Source organism: Pseudomonas eucalypticola (assembly GCF_013374995.1).
GTDB classification, from domain to species: Bacteria; Pseudomonadota; Gammaproteobacteria; order Pseudomonadales; family Pseudomonadaceae; genus Aquipseudomonas; species Aquipseudomonas eucalypticola.
The window spans coordinates 4239554-4255541 of the sequence record NZ_CP056030.1; the positions used below are offsets into that span (position 1 = coordinate 4239554).

Consider the following 15988-nt stretch of genomic DNA (forward strand, 5'->3'; position numbering starts at 1 on the left):
CTAGGCCCACGGCGACAGGGACGGAGATGCTTGAGTTTTTCAACAGAATCGGTTGACAGCAGACGCTCCAACACAGCGGATCTTGCACAAAAGTTGAAGCTGCAGAGTACACGAGTGATACCCTGCATTGATCCAGCTTCAGGACCGTCACATGGATATACCGCCGCGCTTCATCATTCATGAGTCCCCCCATTGGGTTGTCAATCACCGTTTAGACAGCGCTCTGCCGGGCTATGTAATGCTCAGTGCAAAGCAGATGACAAACTCGCTGGCCGCCCTTGGGGCTCAAGCGCTGGCGGAGCTGGGAGCCTTTCAGGCCAGCATCCAGCACGCCATCGAAACCCTCCTGCATCCACAGCGTTTGTATATCAGCCGTTTTGGTCATGAGGCGGGCTACTCCATCCATTTTCATTTCATCCCGATTTACCCTTGGGTTGAGACACTGTTCTGGCAGAAAGAGAGATACAGGACGCTCCAGGCGTTTGGATCCCGTGATAACGCGGAATCTCAAACGGACGGTGCAGAATTAACACTATTCGTATGGCGCGAGTTTTGCGAGCGTCCTGAGCCACCCATGGCGCAGGGCCCGTCTGTTGATCAAGCCATCAACATGCTACGCGGTGCGTTAGGGGCTGTATGAGATGTATTCCAGCGAAGGCCAGGCAAGGCGAAAACAGGCGAGGAAGCGGAGTTTATGTGTTGTAAATGAGCATTCCTAGCCTGTTTTCCACGCAGCATGGCCGAGCTGGGATGCGCTTCGTACAGAGCCTGGCAAACCCGGGGCGGAGCATTCACATCTAGGTGAGGCGAAGGATGACAATGGATCACTCAGCTTACATGCTGCAAGCGCTTGAAGTGTCACAACAGGCACGGCCCAAGTGCAGTCCGAATCCGCCTGTCGGGTGTGTGATCGTACAAGGCGGCCAGGTCGTTGCCACGGGGTACACGCAGTCGCCCGGCCATGCGCATGCAGAGATCGATGCCATGAGCAAGCTGACAGGTTCACTCGAGCATTGCACATTGTATGTGACTCTCGAACCCTGCTCTTTTCACGGACGCACACCCGCCTGCGCACTCCAACTGATAGAGCGGGGGGTCAAGAAAGTGTACGTGGCAATGGTGGACCCCCACGTCAAAAACCAGGGAAAAGGCATTGCACTGCTCAGGGCCGCGGGGGTTGAAGTACAGGTTGGGCTGGAGCAAACCGAGGTGTCGAAGTACCTTAGGCCTTATCTTTTATCCGTGTGAATGTCGAACACACCTCTCGGATAGCGGACGATTTGACCTCTGGCTACGGGGCTTCCGCCTTACAAGTCCGCCATTGCTGGCTCCTTGTAGCCGATTTCTGTCCTCCTCGAACGGCCATTACGGATCGAACCGAGCCTCAGGACTTCGCGTCAGCTTCTGAAGGCACTGCGCGCACTGCATTTAAATCGTCCCTACGCATTTTCGCTCGTTTCATTTGATTAAAATCAATTACAATTGCGAATTATTCGCACTATCAATTGTTTTAAGGATGAACGGCCATGGCGGTTTCGGTTTTCCCCTCAACCCTTCCGATTCTGGCGCAGTGCTTGTGCCGCCCCATGCAAATGGCCGGAGTCGGCCTGTTACTGGCCAGTTCACCAGCCTGGGTAATGGCGGCCGACGCCAGCGCTGGTCAATCTGCCGATGCCGGCCTGACCCTGGACAACATCGAAATCAAGGCGGCCCCGCAGGTTGAAACCGGCGACGGCCCGATCAAGGGTTACGTGGCCAAGCGCACTACCACCGGCACCAAGACCGATACCCCGATCAACGAAATTCCGCAGACCATCTCGGTGATTACCCGCGACGAAATGGACCAGCGCGGCGTTCAGGACTTCAATAGCGCCGTGGCCTATACCCCCGGCATTCGCGCCATCGACTATGCCGGGGGCCAGGGCGCGCCCGACATTTTCCTGCGTGGCTTCCGCGCGTTCAACCTGTTCGGTATCTACCAGGACGGCCTGCGCACTGGCTTCAACCAGTACGACACCAATTTCGAAACGTTCGGCCTAGAGCGCATCGATGTGGTCAAAGGCCCGGCGTCGGTACTCTACGGACAGATGTCGCCCGGTGGTGTGGTCAACCTGACTAGCAAGCGGCCCCAGGACGAAGCGATCCATCACATTGAGTACCAGGCCGGCAGCTATGGTCGCCAGCAGTTCGGCATCGACCTCAACGATCGATTAACGGACGACGGCAGCCTTATCGGCCGCCTGGTCATGCTGCGCCGCGACAGCGGCACCCAGGTCGATCACTCGCCGGACAACCGCACCTACATCGCCCCGTCGATCACCTGGAAGCCCAACGACAGTGACACCCTGACCGTTCTGGCGGCCTACAACAAGACCGTGACCGGCGGTTCGGAACAGAGCTTTCCGTACATCGGCACGGTCCAGCGCAGCCCCAGCGGCCACATCGACTCCGACACCCACCTGGGCTGGCTGGGCAGCTACTACCACGTCGAGACCACATCGATCGGCTCGATCTACGCGCACGATTTCGCCAATGGCTGGAAATTCCAACAGAACCTGCGCTACATGCATTCGGTGGTGGGCTTCCTCTCCAGCGGCCCGGACGTGGTGCTCAACCCCGATGGCCGCACCCAGGACATCGGCCTGCAATACCGGCCTAAAAGTAGCAATACCTTGCTGATGGACAACAACATCCAGGGCAGCTTCAACACCGGAGCGATCCGCCACACGCTGATCACCGGGATCGATTATTCCCATTACAGGGCCGAGGAAACCCGGCTCAACGGAGACCCTGAAGACGCTTTCAACAACCTCGACCTGTACAACCCGGTCTACGGCGGTGCGCCGGTATGGTTCGACTCGCTGCAACGTGACACCCGCTCGAAAATGCAGCAGGTGGGCATCTACGTGCAGGACCAGATGAAAATCGATCGCTGGGCGCTGACCATCGGCGGCCGCCAGGATTACGCCCGTGACCACGAAGAGGATGCGGTCAGCCAGTCCAGCGGTACCCAGAACGACCATAAATTCACCGGCCGCATCGGCCTGGCTTACCTGTTCGACAACGGCGTGACCCCGTACGTCAGCTACAGCACCTCCTTCCAGCCAAACCCGGACACCGACATCAACAATAAATTGTTCAAACCCACCACCGGCAAGCAATTCGAAGTGGGGGTGAAGTACCAGCCCGAGGGCTACAACGCCTCGGTCACGCTGTCGGCTTTCGACCTGACCCAACGCAACGTCTCCACCGCCGACCCGGTCAACACGGGCTTTTCAGTGCAGACCGGGGAGATCGAATCCAAGGGCCTGGAACTCGAAGGCAAGGCCAGCCTGAACGAAAACCTCAACATGATCGCGTCCTACGCCTACACCCACACCGAGATCACCCAGGACAACACCTACGAGGGCAACACCCCACGCAACATCCCGCGCCATACCGCCAGCCTGTGGCTCGACTACAGCGTTCTCAGCGGCCCGCTGGACGGCCTGGGCATAGGCGCCGGCGAGCGCTATGTCGGCTCCTCGCAGAACCAGCAGAACACCTTGCGTACCCCGCAGTACTTCCTCACCGACGCGACCCTGCGCTACGACCTGGGCAAACTCGGGCTGACCGGAACGAAAATCTCGGTGACCGCCAATAACCTGTTCGACAAGCACTACTTTGAACCGGGCTACTACGAGGATTCGGTGTTCTACGGCAACCGCCGCAATGTGATAGCGACCCTGGGTTACGATTTCTGATTGGCCGCCACCCCTGGAAAAGCCCGCGCCGGATTACCGGCCCGGGCTTTTTTATTTATGGTGACCCGCAGCCGGCCTCGGTGTGGGCATCAGGCATCAAGCGGCCGCGGCCCTCATAAGCGCAGGTCTCTGATCAAGGTAATAAAGCAAACCTCCCCCCTCAGGAAAAACCTTCAAACCGAGGCAGTAGCTATACGCCCTTAACCATTGCCTCAAACCCACCGACTTTTTTCTCAATGGTGACCGCAACGATACACGCGCAAGATGCCAGCGCACCTTCTTGCTTGGAAAAACCCCGAAAAGCGTGCAAGCAAGCCAAGCATCCCCCCTGACACCTTCAACCGCTCGGTACGCTTCCAGGCGTAGACGCGTTTCGCTTTCGGAGCACCTTGAAACAGCTGAGGTACACATTGTGAAACGTCTCGACTGGTATCTGCAGATCAACCTGAAGGCGCGACACTTGCGCCTGCTCATGGCGATCGACACCTACCGCAACCTGACCCAGGTCGCGGAGGTCACGCATGTCACCGTGCCTGCGGTGTCCAAGTCACTGGCGGAGCTGGAGCGTGGCCTCGGCTTGGCTTTGTTTTCACGTACGACACGGGGCTTGATGCCCACGCCGTATGGCGAATGCCTCATTCGCCATGCCCGCACGATGCTGGGGATACTGCACCAGGTTCGCGATGAACTGAAGGCCCTGAGCTCGGGTGCCGAAGGCAAGGTGCGCATCGGCATGCTGCCTGCGTCCGCTTCGGTGCTGGTGCCGCAGGCGCTGGGTTTCCTCAAGCAGCAATCGCCGGGTACCAATGTGACGGTGATCGAAGGCACCACCGAGTCGCTGCTGCCGGACCTTTGGCAGGGCCGTCTCGACCTGGTCGTGGGTCGCCTGCCGCCGCCGGACACGCTCGGCAGTTTCGAGGAAAAGGAACTGCTCGAAGAGCCGGTCGTGCTGATGACGGGCCGTGACCATCCGCTCGCCCAAAGGAAGACCCTGGAATGGTCGGACCTGTGCGACTACCCCTGGATCCTGCCGCCACCGGGCTCGATCCTTCGCGATCCGCTGGAGCGGGCCTTGGAAGCGAATGATGTCCCGTTGAGCAACAACTACATCGAGACGCTATCCATTCACGTTGTACGCGCCCATTTGCAAGTGTCGGATTTCATCGCGGTCATGGCCGAGTCGCTGGGCAATGATCCTGTGCAGCCTTTTCACAAGCTGCCATTGAGCTTGCCGCGGCTGCTGCGCCCCACGGGCGTGTTGTGGAACCGCAACCGTGGCCTGACGCCCAGCGCGCAACTCATGGTTTCGTGCCTGCAAGCGGCGGCCGAGTCCCTGCTCATGGACCTCGCTGCCACGCCCTCCCCGACCAGAGCCAAGCGCCCCCGTCCAGCAGCGGGCGCAAGCTGAGTGATTGAAGGGGCGCCGCTAAGCGCCAGGGTACGTTGCCGGTGCTTACTGCAGATCCTTCGGCAATACGCTGTCCGGGAGGTTCTGGTAGCAGACGGGCCGCAACCAACGCCGAATCGACAGCGTGCCGACCGAGCTAGCACCGAAGTTGGTGGACGCCGGGTAGGGGCCGCCATGGACCATGGCATCGCAGACCTCGACCCCCGTGGGGAAACCGTTGACCAACAGACGCCCGGCCTTGCGTTCCAGGATCGGCAGCAAGTCCCTGGCTATCGCAGCATCCGCTTCGTCCATGTGGAGGGTGGCGGTCAGTTGCCCGGTCAGGAACTGGGCGACTTCGCGCATTTCTTCGAGGCTTTCCACGGTCACGATCATGCCGAGCGGACCGAAAACCTCTTCGGCGAGCAGGTGATTGCCCAGCCATTCCCGGGCGGTCACGCAGAAGAGGTTCGGCGTGGCGTCGCGCACGTCGCAGGATGAGTTCAGCAGCGACTGCACGCCGGTTTGTGCGCCAATGCGGTCGCGCCCGCTGCGGTAGGCCGCCGCGATACCGGGGGTAAGCATCGCCTGCGGCGGGGTGTGGCTGAGGGCCGAGCGGGCGGCCTCGGCAAAGGTAACGCCATCGGCGCCACGCATGACCACGGCGATGCCAGGGTTGGTGCAGAACTGCCCGGCCCCCAGGGTCAGCGACGCGGCCCAGCCCGCACCGATTTCCTCGCTGCGCGCAGCAAGCGCGGCCGGCAGCAAGAACATCGGATTGACCGACCCCAGCTCACCGAAAAACGGGATCGGGTCGGGACGCGCCATGCACAGGTCGAACAGCGCACGGCCACCGCCCAGCGATCCGGTAAAGCCCACGGCCCGAATCAACGGATGCTGGACCAGTGCTTCGCCCACGTCGCGCCGCCCGCCTTGAACCAGCGAGAAAACGCCTGGGTGAACACCGCAGCGAGTGATGGCGGCGACCACCGCCTGCGCGACGATTTCGCCAGTACCGGGGTGCGCGGAATGCCCCTTGACCACGACGGGGCAGCCCGCGGCGAGCGCCGACGCGGTATCGCCCCCTGCCACCGAGAACGCCAGCGGGAAGTTCGAGGCACCGAACACCGCGACCGGGCCAATGGGACGCTGCATCAAGCGCAGCTTCGGGTTGGAAGCGGACTGAGGGTGGGTCAGGTCGCTGTCGGTGCGGCGATCCAGGTAGTCGCCTTGACGGATGTGGGCCGCGAATAAACGCAACTGCAGCACGGTTCGTCCGCGCTCGCCGATGAGCCGGGCCGTCGGCAACCCGGTCTCCTGGGTGCCGATCTCGGTAATGAGCTCGGCCCGAGCCTCGATCTCCTCGGCAATAGCCTCCAGCAAGCGCGCGCGTTCTTCGCGGCTGCTGTAGCCGAAGGAGTGGAAAGCCGCTTCGGCGGCCCGGCAGGCCTGGTCGACCAGCGCCGGCGTGCCGACGGAGAATGAATGCGCCGGGCCGTGGGCCGGGACAGAACTGAACTGGGCTGGCGTTGCGATTTGCGCACCCGCGATGAAGTGCTCCCCGTGGGGGACGAAAGACGATACGACGCTCATGGGGCATCCTTTATCCAGGTATCTGATGAGGGACCTGGTACACGCTGACCAGGCGTGCCGATAGTGTCGGTGCGCCCGCCAGGGGTCCATTGAAAAAAGCCACCCAGGGTTTGAGCGCCTGGTTAACGCCTGGCGCAGCGCTGCTACGCGTGCGCCATGTCGCCCAGACGCGCCGATTGCTGGCGGGCTGCCTCCTCCAGGCACCGGACCATCTGCTCGGCGCTGGGTGTCAGGCCACGGTCGCGATTCCACAGTACGCCGACCGGGCGAACCAGGCGCGGCAGGCTCAATGGCAAGACATGCAGCGGCTGCACCGGATCACTGGCGATCGACACCGCCATGATCGCAATGGAATCGGAGACCCGCAGCTGGGCGCGAACCACATGAATCGAGAGCGTCTCGATGTAGTCGCTGCTCAGCGGGACGTCATTGGCTTCCAGCACCCGCTCCAGCGGATCGCGCAGCAGCGAGCCCGGGGGCGGCAATATCCAGGCGTAGTCGCACAGGTCCGACCACGCCAAGCTCTTCTTGCGGGCCAGGGGATGATGCAAACCTGTCATCAGTACCACCGGCTCCTCGAGCAATTCCCGCTCCTCGAAGCTGCCGAGGGTGCCCGGGGCAGGCAAGCGGCCGACCACCAGGTCCAGGCGGCCCTGCCAGAGTTCGGGCAGCAGCGCCTCGGTCGTGCCCTCGATGATCGTCACGTTGGTACTGGGCGAGCGTTGCTTGAGGAGGCTCAGCGCCTGGGGCAGCAGCACCGAGGCCGAGGCCGGTAGCATGCCAATGCGGATCTTGCCCTCGGCCCCGGAACTCAAAGCCTTGAGCTGGTCGCGGGCGTCATGCAGCACGGTCAGCATCGACCGCGCGTGCCGGATCAGGCAGTCACCATAGGGGGTGGGCATCAAGCCCTGCGGGGTGCGGGAAAACAACGCGAGCCCAAGGCCGCGCTCGAGTTCGGTCAACGACTTCGACACCGCCGGCACGGTCACATGGGTGACTTCGGCCACCTGGGTCAAGTTGCGGTACGTGTCGATGGCCACGAGCAGGCGCAGGTGCCGCGCCTTCAGGTTGACCTGCAGGTACCAGTCGAACTCTGCCATGCGGTGCTCCTCAGTAGCTTTACCATTTCGTTAAGCCTAACCCATTTTTACTCAATCGACCGGTGCGCAACTCGCGCGCACCATACGAACGCGTCCACCGCCAAGCAGATAGCGACGAGGTAAAACCCGGTGGATGCCCTGTTGCCCTTCAAGGCCCGCAGAGACCTTGGCGCTACTCCCGGCAGAGGCACAACCGCACCGTTGCGAGTAGTCGTTTGACAACAATCACCACTCAGGAAAGATCAATGTCAGTTCATCTCAAGATTGCTATCGCCGACCATCCCCACACCGCCGCGATCCGCAGCGGCGCGATCAAGATCGAAGGCGTGGATGCCGAGTTCGTCACGGTCAAGCCACAGATCGCCGCTTTCCGTCGCATGGTCCGCGATGTCGAATTCGATGTCTGCGAAATCGCCCCGACCACCTACATCATCGCTCGCGCCCATGGTGCTCCCTTCGTCGCGTTGCCGATCTTCGTCGTGCGTCGCTTCCACCATTCGGGGCTGTTGGTGCGCCCGGATGCTGGTATCAAGGCGCCGAAAGATCTGGAAGGCAAGAAGGTCGGCGTGCGCGCCTACTCGGTGACCACCGGCGTGTGGACTCGCCAGGTGCTGATGGACGAGTTCGGCCTCGACGCGAGCAAGGTCACCTGGGTGGTCGACGACGAAGAGCATGTGACCCAGCTCAAGCTGCCCGCCAACGTTATCCACGCCACCCGTCCATTGGCGGACATGATGGCTGACGGCGAACTGGCTGCGGGGTTTGGCGGCGCAGCGGGTATTGGCCGTACCGGCAACCCTACGGACGGCTGGAAGGAAGTGGCCGCCGACTATCCCGATCTGTTCCCGAACGCGGCTGAAATCGAGGCTGAATACTACGCCCGGACCGGCGTCTACCCCATGCACGGCACCATCGTGGTCAAGGACTCGATCCTCGCCGAGCACCCCTGGGTGGCCACGTCACTCTACAACGCCTTCGAGCAGGCCAAGCAGGACTACCTTGCCCGCCTCGACAGTGGCGATGCCACCAGCGAGACCGATAAAAAATACCTCGAACTGCGCAACGTGGTTGGCCACGACCCGCTGCCCTACGGCATCGAAGCCAACCGCAAGACCATCGAGGCACTGGAGTCGACCGCCTTCGAACAAGGCCTGACGCCCCGCCGCATGTCCATGGGCGAGCTGTTCGTCGATCCTCAGGCCTGAATTTTCCGGAGCAGATTATGATCATTGATTGCCACGGTCATTTCACCACCGTACCCGCTTCGTTCCGAGAGTGGCGCGCCAAGCAGATCGAGTTCGCCGACGACCCGCTCAACGCACCGCCACTGTCTGGCGCCCATGTGACCGATGAACAGATCCGCGAGGGCGTCGGCAACGGTCAGTTGCGCCTGCAGAAAGAACGCGGTGGCGACCTCACACTGTTCTCGCCGATCGCCGGCCTGATGAGCCACCACCTGGGTAACGAGCGCACCAGCCTGGAATGGGCGGAAGTCTCCAACGATCTCGTGCGCCGTGTCTGCGACATCTACCCGGACAACTTCGTGCCGGTCTGCCAGCTACCCCAGTCGCCACTGGCGCCGCCGAAAAACTCCATTGCCGAGTTGCGCCGTTGCGTAGAGGAGATGGGCTTCGTCGGCTGCAACCTCAACCCTGACCCGAGCGGCGGCTACTGGACCGGCACGCCGATCACCGACCGCGAGTGGTACCCGCTCTACGAAGCCATGTGCGACCTGGACGTGCCTGCCATGGTTCACGTGGCCGCCTCATGCAACCCCTGCCACCACGGTACCGGTGCGCACTACCTGAACGCCGACACTTCGGTGTTCATGCAACTGCTGCAAAGCGACCTGTTCAAGGACTTCCCGACCTTGCGCCTGGTCATTCCCCACGGTGGCGGCGCCGTGCCCTACCACTGGGGTCGCTACCGCGGTATGTCGCTGGAGATCGCCAAGCGCCCGCTCGAAGGCCTGCTGGACAACATCTTCTTCGACACCTGCGTCTACCACCACCCGGGCGTCGAGTTGCTGACCAAGGTCATCCCCACCAGCAACGTCCTGTTCGGCTCGGAAATGGTCGGCGCCGTACGCGGCAGGGACCCGGACACCGATCAGTACTTCGACGACACCAAGCGTTATCTGGATGCCTGCACGGCGCTTTCCGATACCGACCGTCACGCCATCTTCGAAGGCAACGTACGGCGCGTCTATCCGCGTCTCGACAAGCATCTGAAGGCCAAAGGCAAGTAAGGCAGGGACAGAGCATGAACATTATCGATATCCACCCACACATCATCTCCGACGACGAGAAGCGCTACCCGCCTGCCCCGCTGTTCGGCAAGCGGTCGGACTGGTCGCAGGAGCGCCCCAGCACCGTCGAGACACTGGTCCAGGCCATGGACGACGCCGGCGTGGCCAAGGCCGCCATCGTGCACTCGTCGACCACCTACGGATTCGACAACAGCTACGTGGTCGACGGCTGCAACCAGTACAAGGGGCGGCTCGTCGCCGTTGGCTCGGTGGACATGCTGGCTGACGACGTGCCGGCCGTCATCACCTCCTGGGTCAACAGGGGCCTCGCTGGCCTGCGCATCTTCACCGGAGGCTCGACCAAAGACTTCGACCCCAGCGAGCTCGATAACCCCAAGTCGTTCAAGGCCTGGGAAATGCTCGCGGAACTGAAGCTGCCGATGTGCATCCAGACCGGCCCCACTGGCCTGCCCTATGTACGGATGCTGGCCGAGAAATTCCCCGGGGTAAACATCATCCTCGACCACCTCGGCCGCCCGGACGTGCTCGATGGCCCGCCCTACGCCAATGCCGCCGGCCTGTTCGCGCTCGCCGACCTGCCCAACGTCTACCTGAAGCTGACGCCGCGCATCTTCGGCGATGTGGAAAAGGACAAGGCCAGCGCCGAGACCTTCTTCCCCCGGGTCGTCGAAGCCTTCGGTGCACAACGCATGGCCTGGGGCTCCAATTTCCCCACCTCGCCAGGCACCCTCAAGGACATCCTTGCGACAGCCAAGAAGGGCCTGGCCTGCCTCACGGACGAAGATCGCGCGTGGATCTTCGGCAAGACCGCGCTAACCCTGTACCCGGCCTTGCGCTGAGCCTGACCCCATTGGATGAGGAAGTGAACATGAGCAACACACGTCTCAACAGCATCATCGGTGCGTTCGAGGCCGGCAAGCCGGCCTACATGGCCTTCGCCAAGCTGGACAAGCAGACCGCCATGGAAATGAGCGACTCCCCGTACGACGGCATCGTCTACGAGATGGAGCACAACCCGTACGATGTCAGCGCCCTCGGCGATTCATTGCAATACATGCTGAGCCGCAAGCAGATCGCCGAATCGGGTTCGGTGGCGCCACGGGTGACCCCGATCGCCCGCATCCCCGCCAACGGCATCGAGATGAACCAGACGTTCGCCAAGCAGGTCCTGGATCGCGGTTGCTATGGCGTGATCTGGCCGCACGTGGCCACCGTCGAGCAGGCCTACAACGCCGTCGCCTCCTGCCGTTACGCCCGGCCCAAGGGCGCGGCGCTTTATGAGCCAAAGGGCGTACGCGGTGACGGCCCGGCCAACGCCGCGCGCTACTGGGGCCTGACCATGGCCGAGTACTACGAGAAGGCCGACGTCTGGCCTCTGGCGCCCCAGGGCGAAATCCTGGTGGGGCTGATGTGCGAGAGTACCCAGGCCATCGACAACCTGGACGATATCCTCGCCAACGTGCCCGGCATCGGCTTCATCCTGATCGGCGAAGGCGACCTCAGCCAGGAACTGGGCTTCCCGCGCCAGTACGAGCACCCGCAGGTCCAGGATGCGATGCGCCGTATCGTCGAGACCTGCCGCAAGCACGACGTCATCGTCGGCAACCCGCATGTGACGGCCACCAACCATCGGCGCCTGCTGGACGAGGGTTACCGCGTGCTGCTGTCGGCCCCCAAGCGTTCCTACGGTGTCGTTGGCCAGGCTCGCGAACTGGCGGGGTACTGACCGATGAATGGCGCAGAGACGCTCGTCTCGACCCTGACCGACCAGGACGTGGACATTTGCTTTGCCAACCCGGGTACGTCGGAGATGCATTTCCTCGCCGCGCTCGGTGGCAACCCGCGGATGCGCAGCGTGCTGTGCCTGTTCGAAGGGGTAGCCACCGGCGCTGCCGACGGCTGGTACCGGATGAAGGACAAGCCAGCCTCGACGCTTTTGCATCTGGGGCCTGGCCTGGCCAACGGCCTGGCGAACATCCACAACGCCAAGCGCGCCTCGTCGGGCATGGTCAACATCATCGGCGAACATTCCACGTCACACCTCAAGTACGACCCGCCGTTGACCTCTGACATCGAAGGCCTGGCACGCCCGCTGAGTCACTGGGTACGCCGCGCGGAATCAGCGGAGTCCATCGCCTGGGACACCACCCAGGCGGTGGCCAAGGCCAGTGAGCATCCCGGCCAGATCGCCACCCTGATCCTGCCGGGCGACTCGTCGTGGCAGCAGGTCAGCGCAGCGCCTGTGCTGCCGGCACCTGTGGCCGCCCGGCGCAAGGCCCCGAGCAGCGAACGCGTCGAGCATGTCGCGCGTGTACTGCGCTCGGGCGAGCCGACCTTGATCATTCTCGCCAACAAGGCTACCCGTGGCGGCGCACTGGAAAAGGCCGGGCGTGTGGCCGCGGCCACCGGGGCTCGATTGGGCTCGCAGTTCTTCACCGCGCGTATCGAGCGCGGCGCGGGGTTCGTACCGCTCTTGCGCATTCCCTACGCGGTGCCACAGGCCATGGCGTTCCTCAAGGACTTCAAGCACATCATCACCGTCGAGACGCGCGAGCCCGTGGCGTTCTTCGCCTACCCGGACAAGCCGAGCCTGCTCAAGGCCGAGGGCACGATGGTGCATGAACTGGTAGAAGCGGACGAGGACAGCGAACTGGCGTTCGACATGCTGTTGCAGGCGCTGGGGGCCACTGGCGTGTCCGCGATCGTCCAGCCGCGCATCCGCACTGAAGTGCCCACCGGCGCGCTCAACCCCACCAGCATTGCCCACGCACTGGCCGCGGCCATGCCCGAGCAGTGCATCCTGGTGGACGAGTCGCTGACCACCGGCCGCGAGTCCATCGGGCTGACCCTCGGCGCGCAGCCCCATGACCTCATCAACAACATGGGCGGCTCCATCGGCTACGCCACGCCCGTGGCCACCGGCGCGGCGCTGGCCTGCCCGGACCGGCGGGTGTTCTGCATGGTCGGTGATGGCAGCGCGATGTACACCATCCAGTCGCTGTGGACCCAGGCGCGGGAAAACCTCAACGTCACCACGATCATCTTCGCCAACAACACCTACGCCATTCTCAAGGCCGAGTACGCCAACATGGGCGCCGGAACCCCCGGGGAGCGCGCGCTTTCGATGATCGACATCGACCGCCCGCGCATCGACTGGCAGGCGATGGCGAAAAGCATGGGTGTCCCCAGCGTCGCCGTGGATAGCGCTGAAGGTTTCTACCGGGCCATAGCCAATTCCACCCGCGAGCCGGGCCCCTGCCTGATCGAAGTCAAACTCTGAACCCGTGCACATTCCAAGGAGATTCCCATGGCGCTGACCTTGCGCACCAACCTGGCTGATTATCCGGTCACCAAGGCGATGAAGGACGGGCGAGTGAAGTCCGACCTCGTCACACTCGACTACTGCGGCCCTACCCCGGCGCACAACGGCTTCAAGGCCATGGTGCGCGAGAACCAGTTCGATGCCGGTGAACTGGCCATCGTCACGTTCCTGCAGGCCAAGGCCTATGGCAAACCCTATGTCCTGCTGCCTGCGCCGATTTCGGGGCGGTTCCAGCATCACTGCGCCGGATTCAACATCGACTTCGGCCACCTTGACCCCAAGGACATCGAAGGCAAGCGCGTGGGTGTGCGCACCTATTCGCAGACCACCGCGCTGTGGATTCGCGGCGTACTGCGCCATGAGTACGGCGTCGACCTCGACAAGGTCACCTGGATGACCCTCGGCGACGGCCACCTGGCCGAATACCATGACCCGGCAAACTGCGTCCGCCTGCCGGCAGGCTCCAGCATCCCGCAGATGATGCTCGACGGTGAGCTCGACGCAGCGCTGCTCGGCGAAGACATGCCCAAGGACCCACGGGTACGCACCCTGGTACCCGATGCCCATGACGCCGCCAAGGCCTGGTACCAGCGCGAAGGTTTCGTGCCCATCAACCATATGTTCGCCATTCACCAGGACATCTCCCGGCAACACCCCGAGGCCGTGAAAGAGATCTACCGAATGATTGCCGAGAGCCGCGCGCTCACCGAGGGCGGCGCGCCTGCGGTGTTCCCGCCGCTGGGTCTGGAGGCCAACCGCAAGGGCCTGCAGACAGCGATCGACTGGGCACTCGACCAGAAGATCATCCCGCGCGCCCTGTCGGTTGACGAACTGTTCGACGACGTTACCGGCAGTCTGGGCTAAACGCCGCCGAGCTTACCCTCCATCGACCCAAGCGCAGTGCCGGAGCACTGCGCCTCCACACCCCTCGACCGAGGGCACGGGGGGCGCAGTGTTCCGGCGTGCCTGTTGGTCCCCCCCCCGCTGGCGCCCTGCCAAGACCTGTTCATTCACCCCGGGGCTTATACCCCCGGCACAAGGACGAATGGCAAGATCCTCAACGTGGTGGGGTTTCACTGTGTTCCCCAGCGGCACTGGGGCGAGGGTGCGGTGTTCAACCTGGGAGGTGGGTGGTGCACAAAGACCATTGACTAGAGCCAGAAGAACGAACGGATCATCTGGGACGCGATCCGTTTTGGCGCCCTCGTCGAGAACGTCGTCCTGGGCGAAACCTGCACAGCCGATTACGCCGATACCCGCCTGACGAAAAATGGCCGGTGCGCGTATACGCTGGCGCACGTCTGACTGAATGCATCCCGGCGACGCTCAGGCGCGGCGGTTTTCACTGCCGCCTGAACAAGCGGGGAGGCAGTTCGTACCACGCCTAGGGTTTGCCCACGCTGCCGAAATGGGCAAATACCGGCTCAGGAATGTGCGCCTCGAAACCGCTTGGCGCGAGCTTGCCTGATCGGCCATCGATCTTGAAGGACGTCACATTGTCGGATTTCAGGTTGGCCACCACCAGCCAGTGCCCGGCAGGGCCGATAGCCAATTCCCACGGGTATTTGCCACCCGAGCTGATCCGTTGGATGGGTTTCAGGCATGAGCCTTGATCGATGCGATAGACCACCAGCGTGTCCGTGCTTCGATCGGCGACGTACAGGTATTTCTCGTTGGCGCTCAGTTTCATCGATGAGGCGCTTTTCGGCCCGGTAAAGCCTGAGGGGAAGGTATCGACCGAGGCGCCGTAACTCAGCGTATGCGTCTCAGGTTTCCACGTCACGCAGCGCACCTGCGCTGAGAGCTCGGACAGCAGGAACCCGTGGCGTCCATCCCGTTGAAACTCGATCCCTCTGGGCCCGGTGCCGGGTGCCATCTGAACGAAGGGCGTGGCGCCTTTGCTCAATTGGTTGTCTTTGCCTTTTACCTGGTAGATGAACACTCTGTCGGCGCCCAGATCAGGCACCAGTATGTCGTGTGTCTGTTGCACCAGCGTGATGCTGTGAGCATGGGCCTGTGTCTGCCGGGGGCTTGGCCCGTTTCCAACGTCCGCAAGCACCGAGCTCGCCGGTTGAAGACTACCGTCGGCGGCAAGCGGCAAGACCGCCACCTGCCCGCCTCCGTAATTGGCCACGATAAGGCTGTCATGGAACGGGCTGTAGACCATGTGCGTAGGCCCACTGCCGCCCGAGCCGACGCGGTTGAGTTCCGTCAACCCACCGGACGCCTGATCCACCTTGAAGGCGACTACCTCGCCATTCGCCTCGCCGTTGTTCCCGACTTCGCTGACGCTATAGAGATGGCGCCCGGAAGGGTCTTGAACAAACCAGGTGGGCCGAACCACTTTCGCCGTTTTTCGTAGGTCCGAGAAGCTGCCGTTTTCAGGGTTGAACACGGCGTCATAGATGTAATCACCATGGGTGCCAACATAGACCCGTGCCTGGCTGTTGCTGTCCGGCGCCGCAGACGCGGAAGAAAGACTCAGCGCGAACAACAGCCCGCTGAAGATCTGTTTTTTCAGGATGTCCGTACCCATGATCGTTGTCTCCTACTCGTTATAGTTATCAGTGGCCA

General features: G+C 62.5%; 13 protein-coding genes and 1 pseudogene. 11 read left to right on the forward strand and 3 right to left on the reverse strand.

The genetic code is table 11. The features are described 5' to 3' along the window. Nucleotides 1-151 precede the first annotated feature (151 nt). From HWQ56_RS18600 to HWQ56_RS18615, 4 genes are all read left to right on the forward strand, one after another. Nucleotides 152-640 carry an HIT family protein gene (locus HWQ56_RS18600; protein WP_176571441.1) on the forward strand — a complete coding sequence of 163 codons (489 nt, stop codon included), beginning with the start codon at nt 152-154 and terminating at the stop codon, nt 638-640. A 197-nt stretch (nt 641-837) separates the two neighbouring features. Next, on the forward strand, nt 838-1248 hold the full coding sequence (locus tag HWQ56_RS29505; RefSeq protein WP_425331974.1) for a bifunctional diaminohydroxyphosphoribosylaminopyrimidine deaminase/5-amino-6-(5-phosphoribosylamino)uracil reductase RibD: 411 nt from the start codon (nt 838-840) through the stop codon (nt 1246-1248). Nucleotides 1249-1586: 338 nt separating this feature from the next. Further along, the gene (locus HWQ56_RS18610) at nt 1587-3743 is read left to right on the forward strand and encodes a TonB-dependent siderophore receptor (protein ID WP_176571443.1); all 2157 of its coding nucleotides are present in this window, start codon (nt 1587-1589) and stop codon (nt 3741-3743) included. 412 nt (nt 3744-4155) lie between these two features. Beyond that, nucleotides 4156-5151, forward strand: coding sequence for a LysR substrate-binding domain-containing protein (locus HWQ56_RS18615; protein WP_158154729.1), 996 nt, complete (start codon nt 4156-4158; stop codon nt 5149-5151). A 45-nt stretch (nt 5152-5196) separates the two neighbouring features. On the opposite strand, the gene HWQ56_RS18620 is transcribed toward HWQ56_RS18615, so the two are convergent. Continuing rightward, complete coding sequence (locus HWQ56_RS18620) at nt 5197-6723, reverse strand: aldehyde dehydrogenase (NADP(+)) (RefSeq protein ID WP_176571444.1); 1527 nt, start codon at nt 6721-6723, stop codon at nt 5197-5199. A 143-nt stretch (nt 6724-6866) separates the two neighbouring features. Further along, nucleotides 6867-7823: a LysR substrate-binding domain-containing protein gene (locus tag HWQ56_RS18625; RefSeq protein WP_158154731.1), complete on the reverse strand. Its 957-nt coding sequence runs from the start codon at nt 7821-7823 to the stop codon at nt 6867-6869. Nucleotides 7824-8068: 245 nt separating this feature from the next. On the opposite strand from HWQ56_RS18625, the gene HWQ56_RS18630 reads away from it, so the two are divergent. The 7 genes and pseudogenes from HWQ56_RS18630 to HWQ56_RS29125 form a co-directional block, all read left to right on the forward strand. Next, nucleotides 8069-9028 carry a PhnD/SsuA/transferrin family substrate-binding protein gene (locus HWQ56_RS18630; RefSeq protein WP_158154732.1) on the forward strand — a complete coding sequence of 320 codons (960 nt, stop codon included), beginning with the start codon at nt 8069-8071 and terminating at the stop codon, nt 9026-9028. Between the two features lie 17 nt (nt 9029-9045). Beyond that, on the forward strand, nt 9046-10071 hold the full coding sequence (locus HWQ56_RS18635) for an amidohydrolase family protein (RefSeq protein WP_176571445.1): 1026 nt from the start codon (nt 9046-9048) through the stop codon (nt 10069-10071). Between the two features lie 14 nt (nt 10072-10085). Continuing rightward, nucleotides 10086-10931: an amidohydrolase family protein gene (locus HWQ56_RS18640; RefSeq protein WP_176571446.1), complete on the forward strand. Its 846-nt coding sequence runs from the start codon at nt 10086-10088 to the stop codon at nt 10929-10931. A 29-nt stretch (nt 10932-10960) separates the two neighbouring features. Continuing rightward, nucleotides 10961-11818 carry an HpcH/HpaI aldolase family protein gene (locus HWQ56_RS18645; protein ID WP_158154735.1) on the forward strand — a complete coding sequence of 286 codons (858 nt, stop codon included), beginning with the start codon at nt 10961-10963 and terminating at the stop codon, nt 11816-11818. 3 nt (nt 11819-11821) lie between these two features. Continuing rightward, nucleotides 11822-13372: an acetolactate synthase large subunit gene (locus HWQ56_RS18650; protein ID WP_158154736.1), complete on the forward strand. Its 1551-nt coding sequence runs from the start codon at nt 11822-11824 to the stop codon at nt 13370-13372. Between the two features lie 27 nt (nt 13373-13399). Continuing rightward, the gene (locus tag HWQ56_RS18655) at nt 13400-14278 is read left to right on the forward strand and encodes a substrate-binding domain-containing protein (RefSeq protein WP_158154737.1); all 879 of its coding nucleotides are present in this window, start codon (nt 13400-13402) and stop codon (nt 14276-14278) included. Nucleotides 14279-14509: 231 nt separating this feature from the next. After that, nucleotides 14510-14716 (forward strand): annotated as a pseudogene (locus tag HWQ56_RS29125) (phosphoenolpyruvate carboxykinase (ATP)); the annotation flags it as partial. 82 nt (nt 14717-14798) lie between these two features. Here HWQ56_RS29125 and HWQ56_RS18665 read toward each other — a convergent pair. Continuing rightward, nucleotides 14799-15950 carry a lactonase family protein gene (locus tag HWQ56_RS18665; RefSeq protein ID WP_176571447.1) on the reverse strand — a complete coding sequence of 384 codons (1152 nt, stop codon included), beginning with the start codon at nt 15948-15950 and terminating at the stop codon, nt 14799-14801. Nucleotides 15951-15988 lie beyond the last annotated feature (38 nt).

Coding starts and splice junctions, on each gene's coding strand:
- HWQ56_RS18635 (WP_176571445.1), top strand. CDS start 9,046: ATGATCATTGATTGCCACGGTCATTTCACCACCGTACCCGCTTCGTTC.
- HWQ56_RS18655 (WP_158154737.1), top strand. CDS start 13,400: ATGGCGCTGACCTTGCGCACCAACCTGGCTGATTATCCGGTCACCAAG.
- HWQ56_RS18610 (WP_176571443.1), top strand. CDS start 1,587: ATGCAAATGGCCGGAGTCGGCCTGTTACTGGCCAGTTCACCAGCCTGG.
- HWQ56_RS18645 (WP_158154735.1), top strand. CDS start 10,961: ATGAGCAACACACGTCTCAACAGCATCATCGGTGCGTTCGAGGCCGGC.
- HWQ56_RS18600 (WP_176571441.1), top strand. CDS start 152: ATGGATATACCGCCGCGCTTCATCATTCATGAGTCCCCCCATTGGGTT.
- HWQ56_RS18640 (WP_176571446.1), top strand. CDS start 10,086: ATGAACATTATCGATATCCACCCACACATCATCTCCGACGACGAGAAG.
- HWQ56_RS18630 (WP_158154732.1), top strand. CDS start 8,069: ATGTCAGTTCATCTCAAGATTGCTATCGCCGACCATCCCCACACCGCC.
- HWQ56_RS18625 (WP_158154731.1), bottom strand. CDS start 7,823: ATGGCAGAGTTCGACTGGTACCTGCAGGTCAACCTGAAGGCGCGGCAC.
- HWQ56_RS18650 (WP_158154736.1), top strand. CDS start 11,822: ATGAATGGCGCAGAGACGCTCGTCTCGACCCTGACCGACCAGGACGTG.
- HWQ56_RS29505 (WP_425331974.1), top strand. CDS start 838: ATGCTGCAAGCGCTTGAAGTGTCACAACAGGCACGGCCCAAGTGCAGT.
- HWQ56_RS18665 (WP_176571447.1), bottom strand. CDS start 15,950: ATGGGTACGGACATCCTGAAAAAACAGATCTTCAGCGGGCTGTTGTTC.
- HWQ56_RS18620 (WP_176571444.1), bottom strand. CDS start 6,723: ATGAGCGTCGTATCGTCTTTCGTCCCCCACGGGGAGCACTTCATCGCG.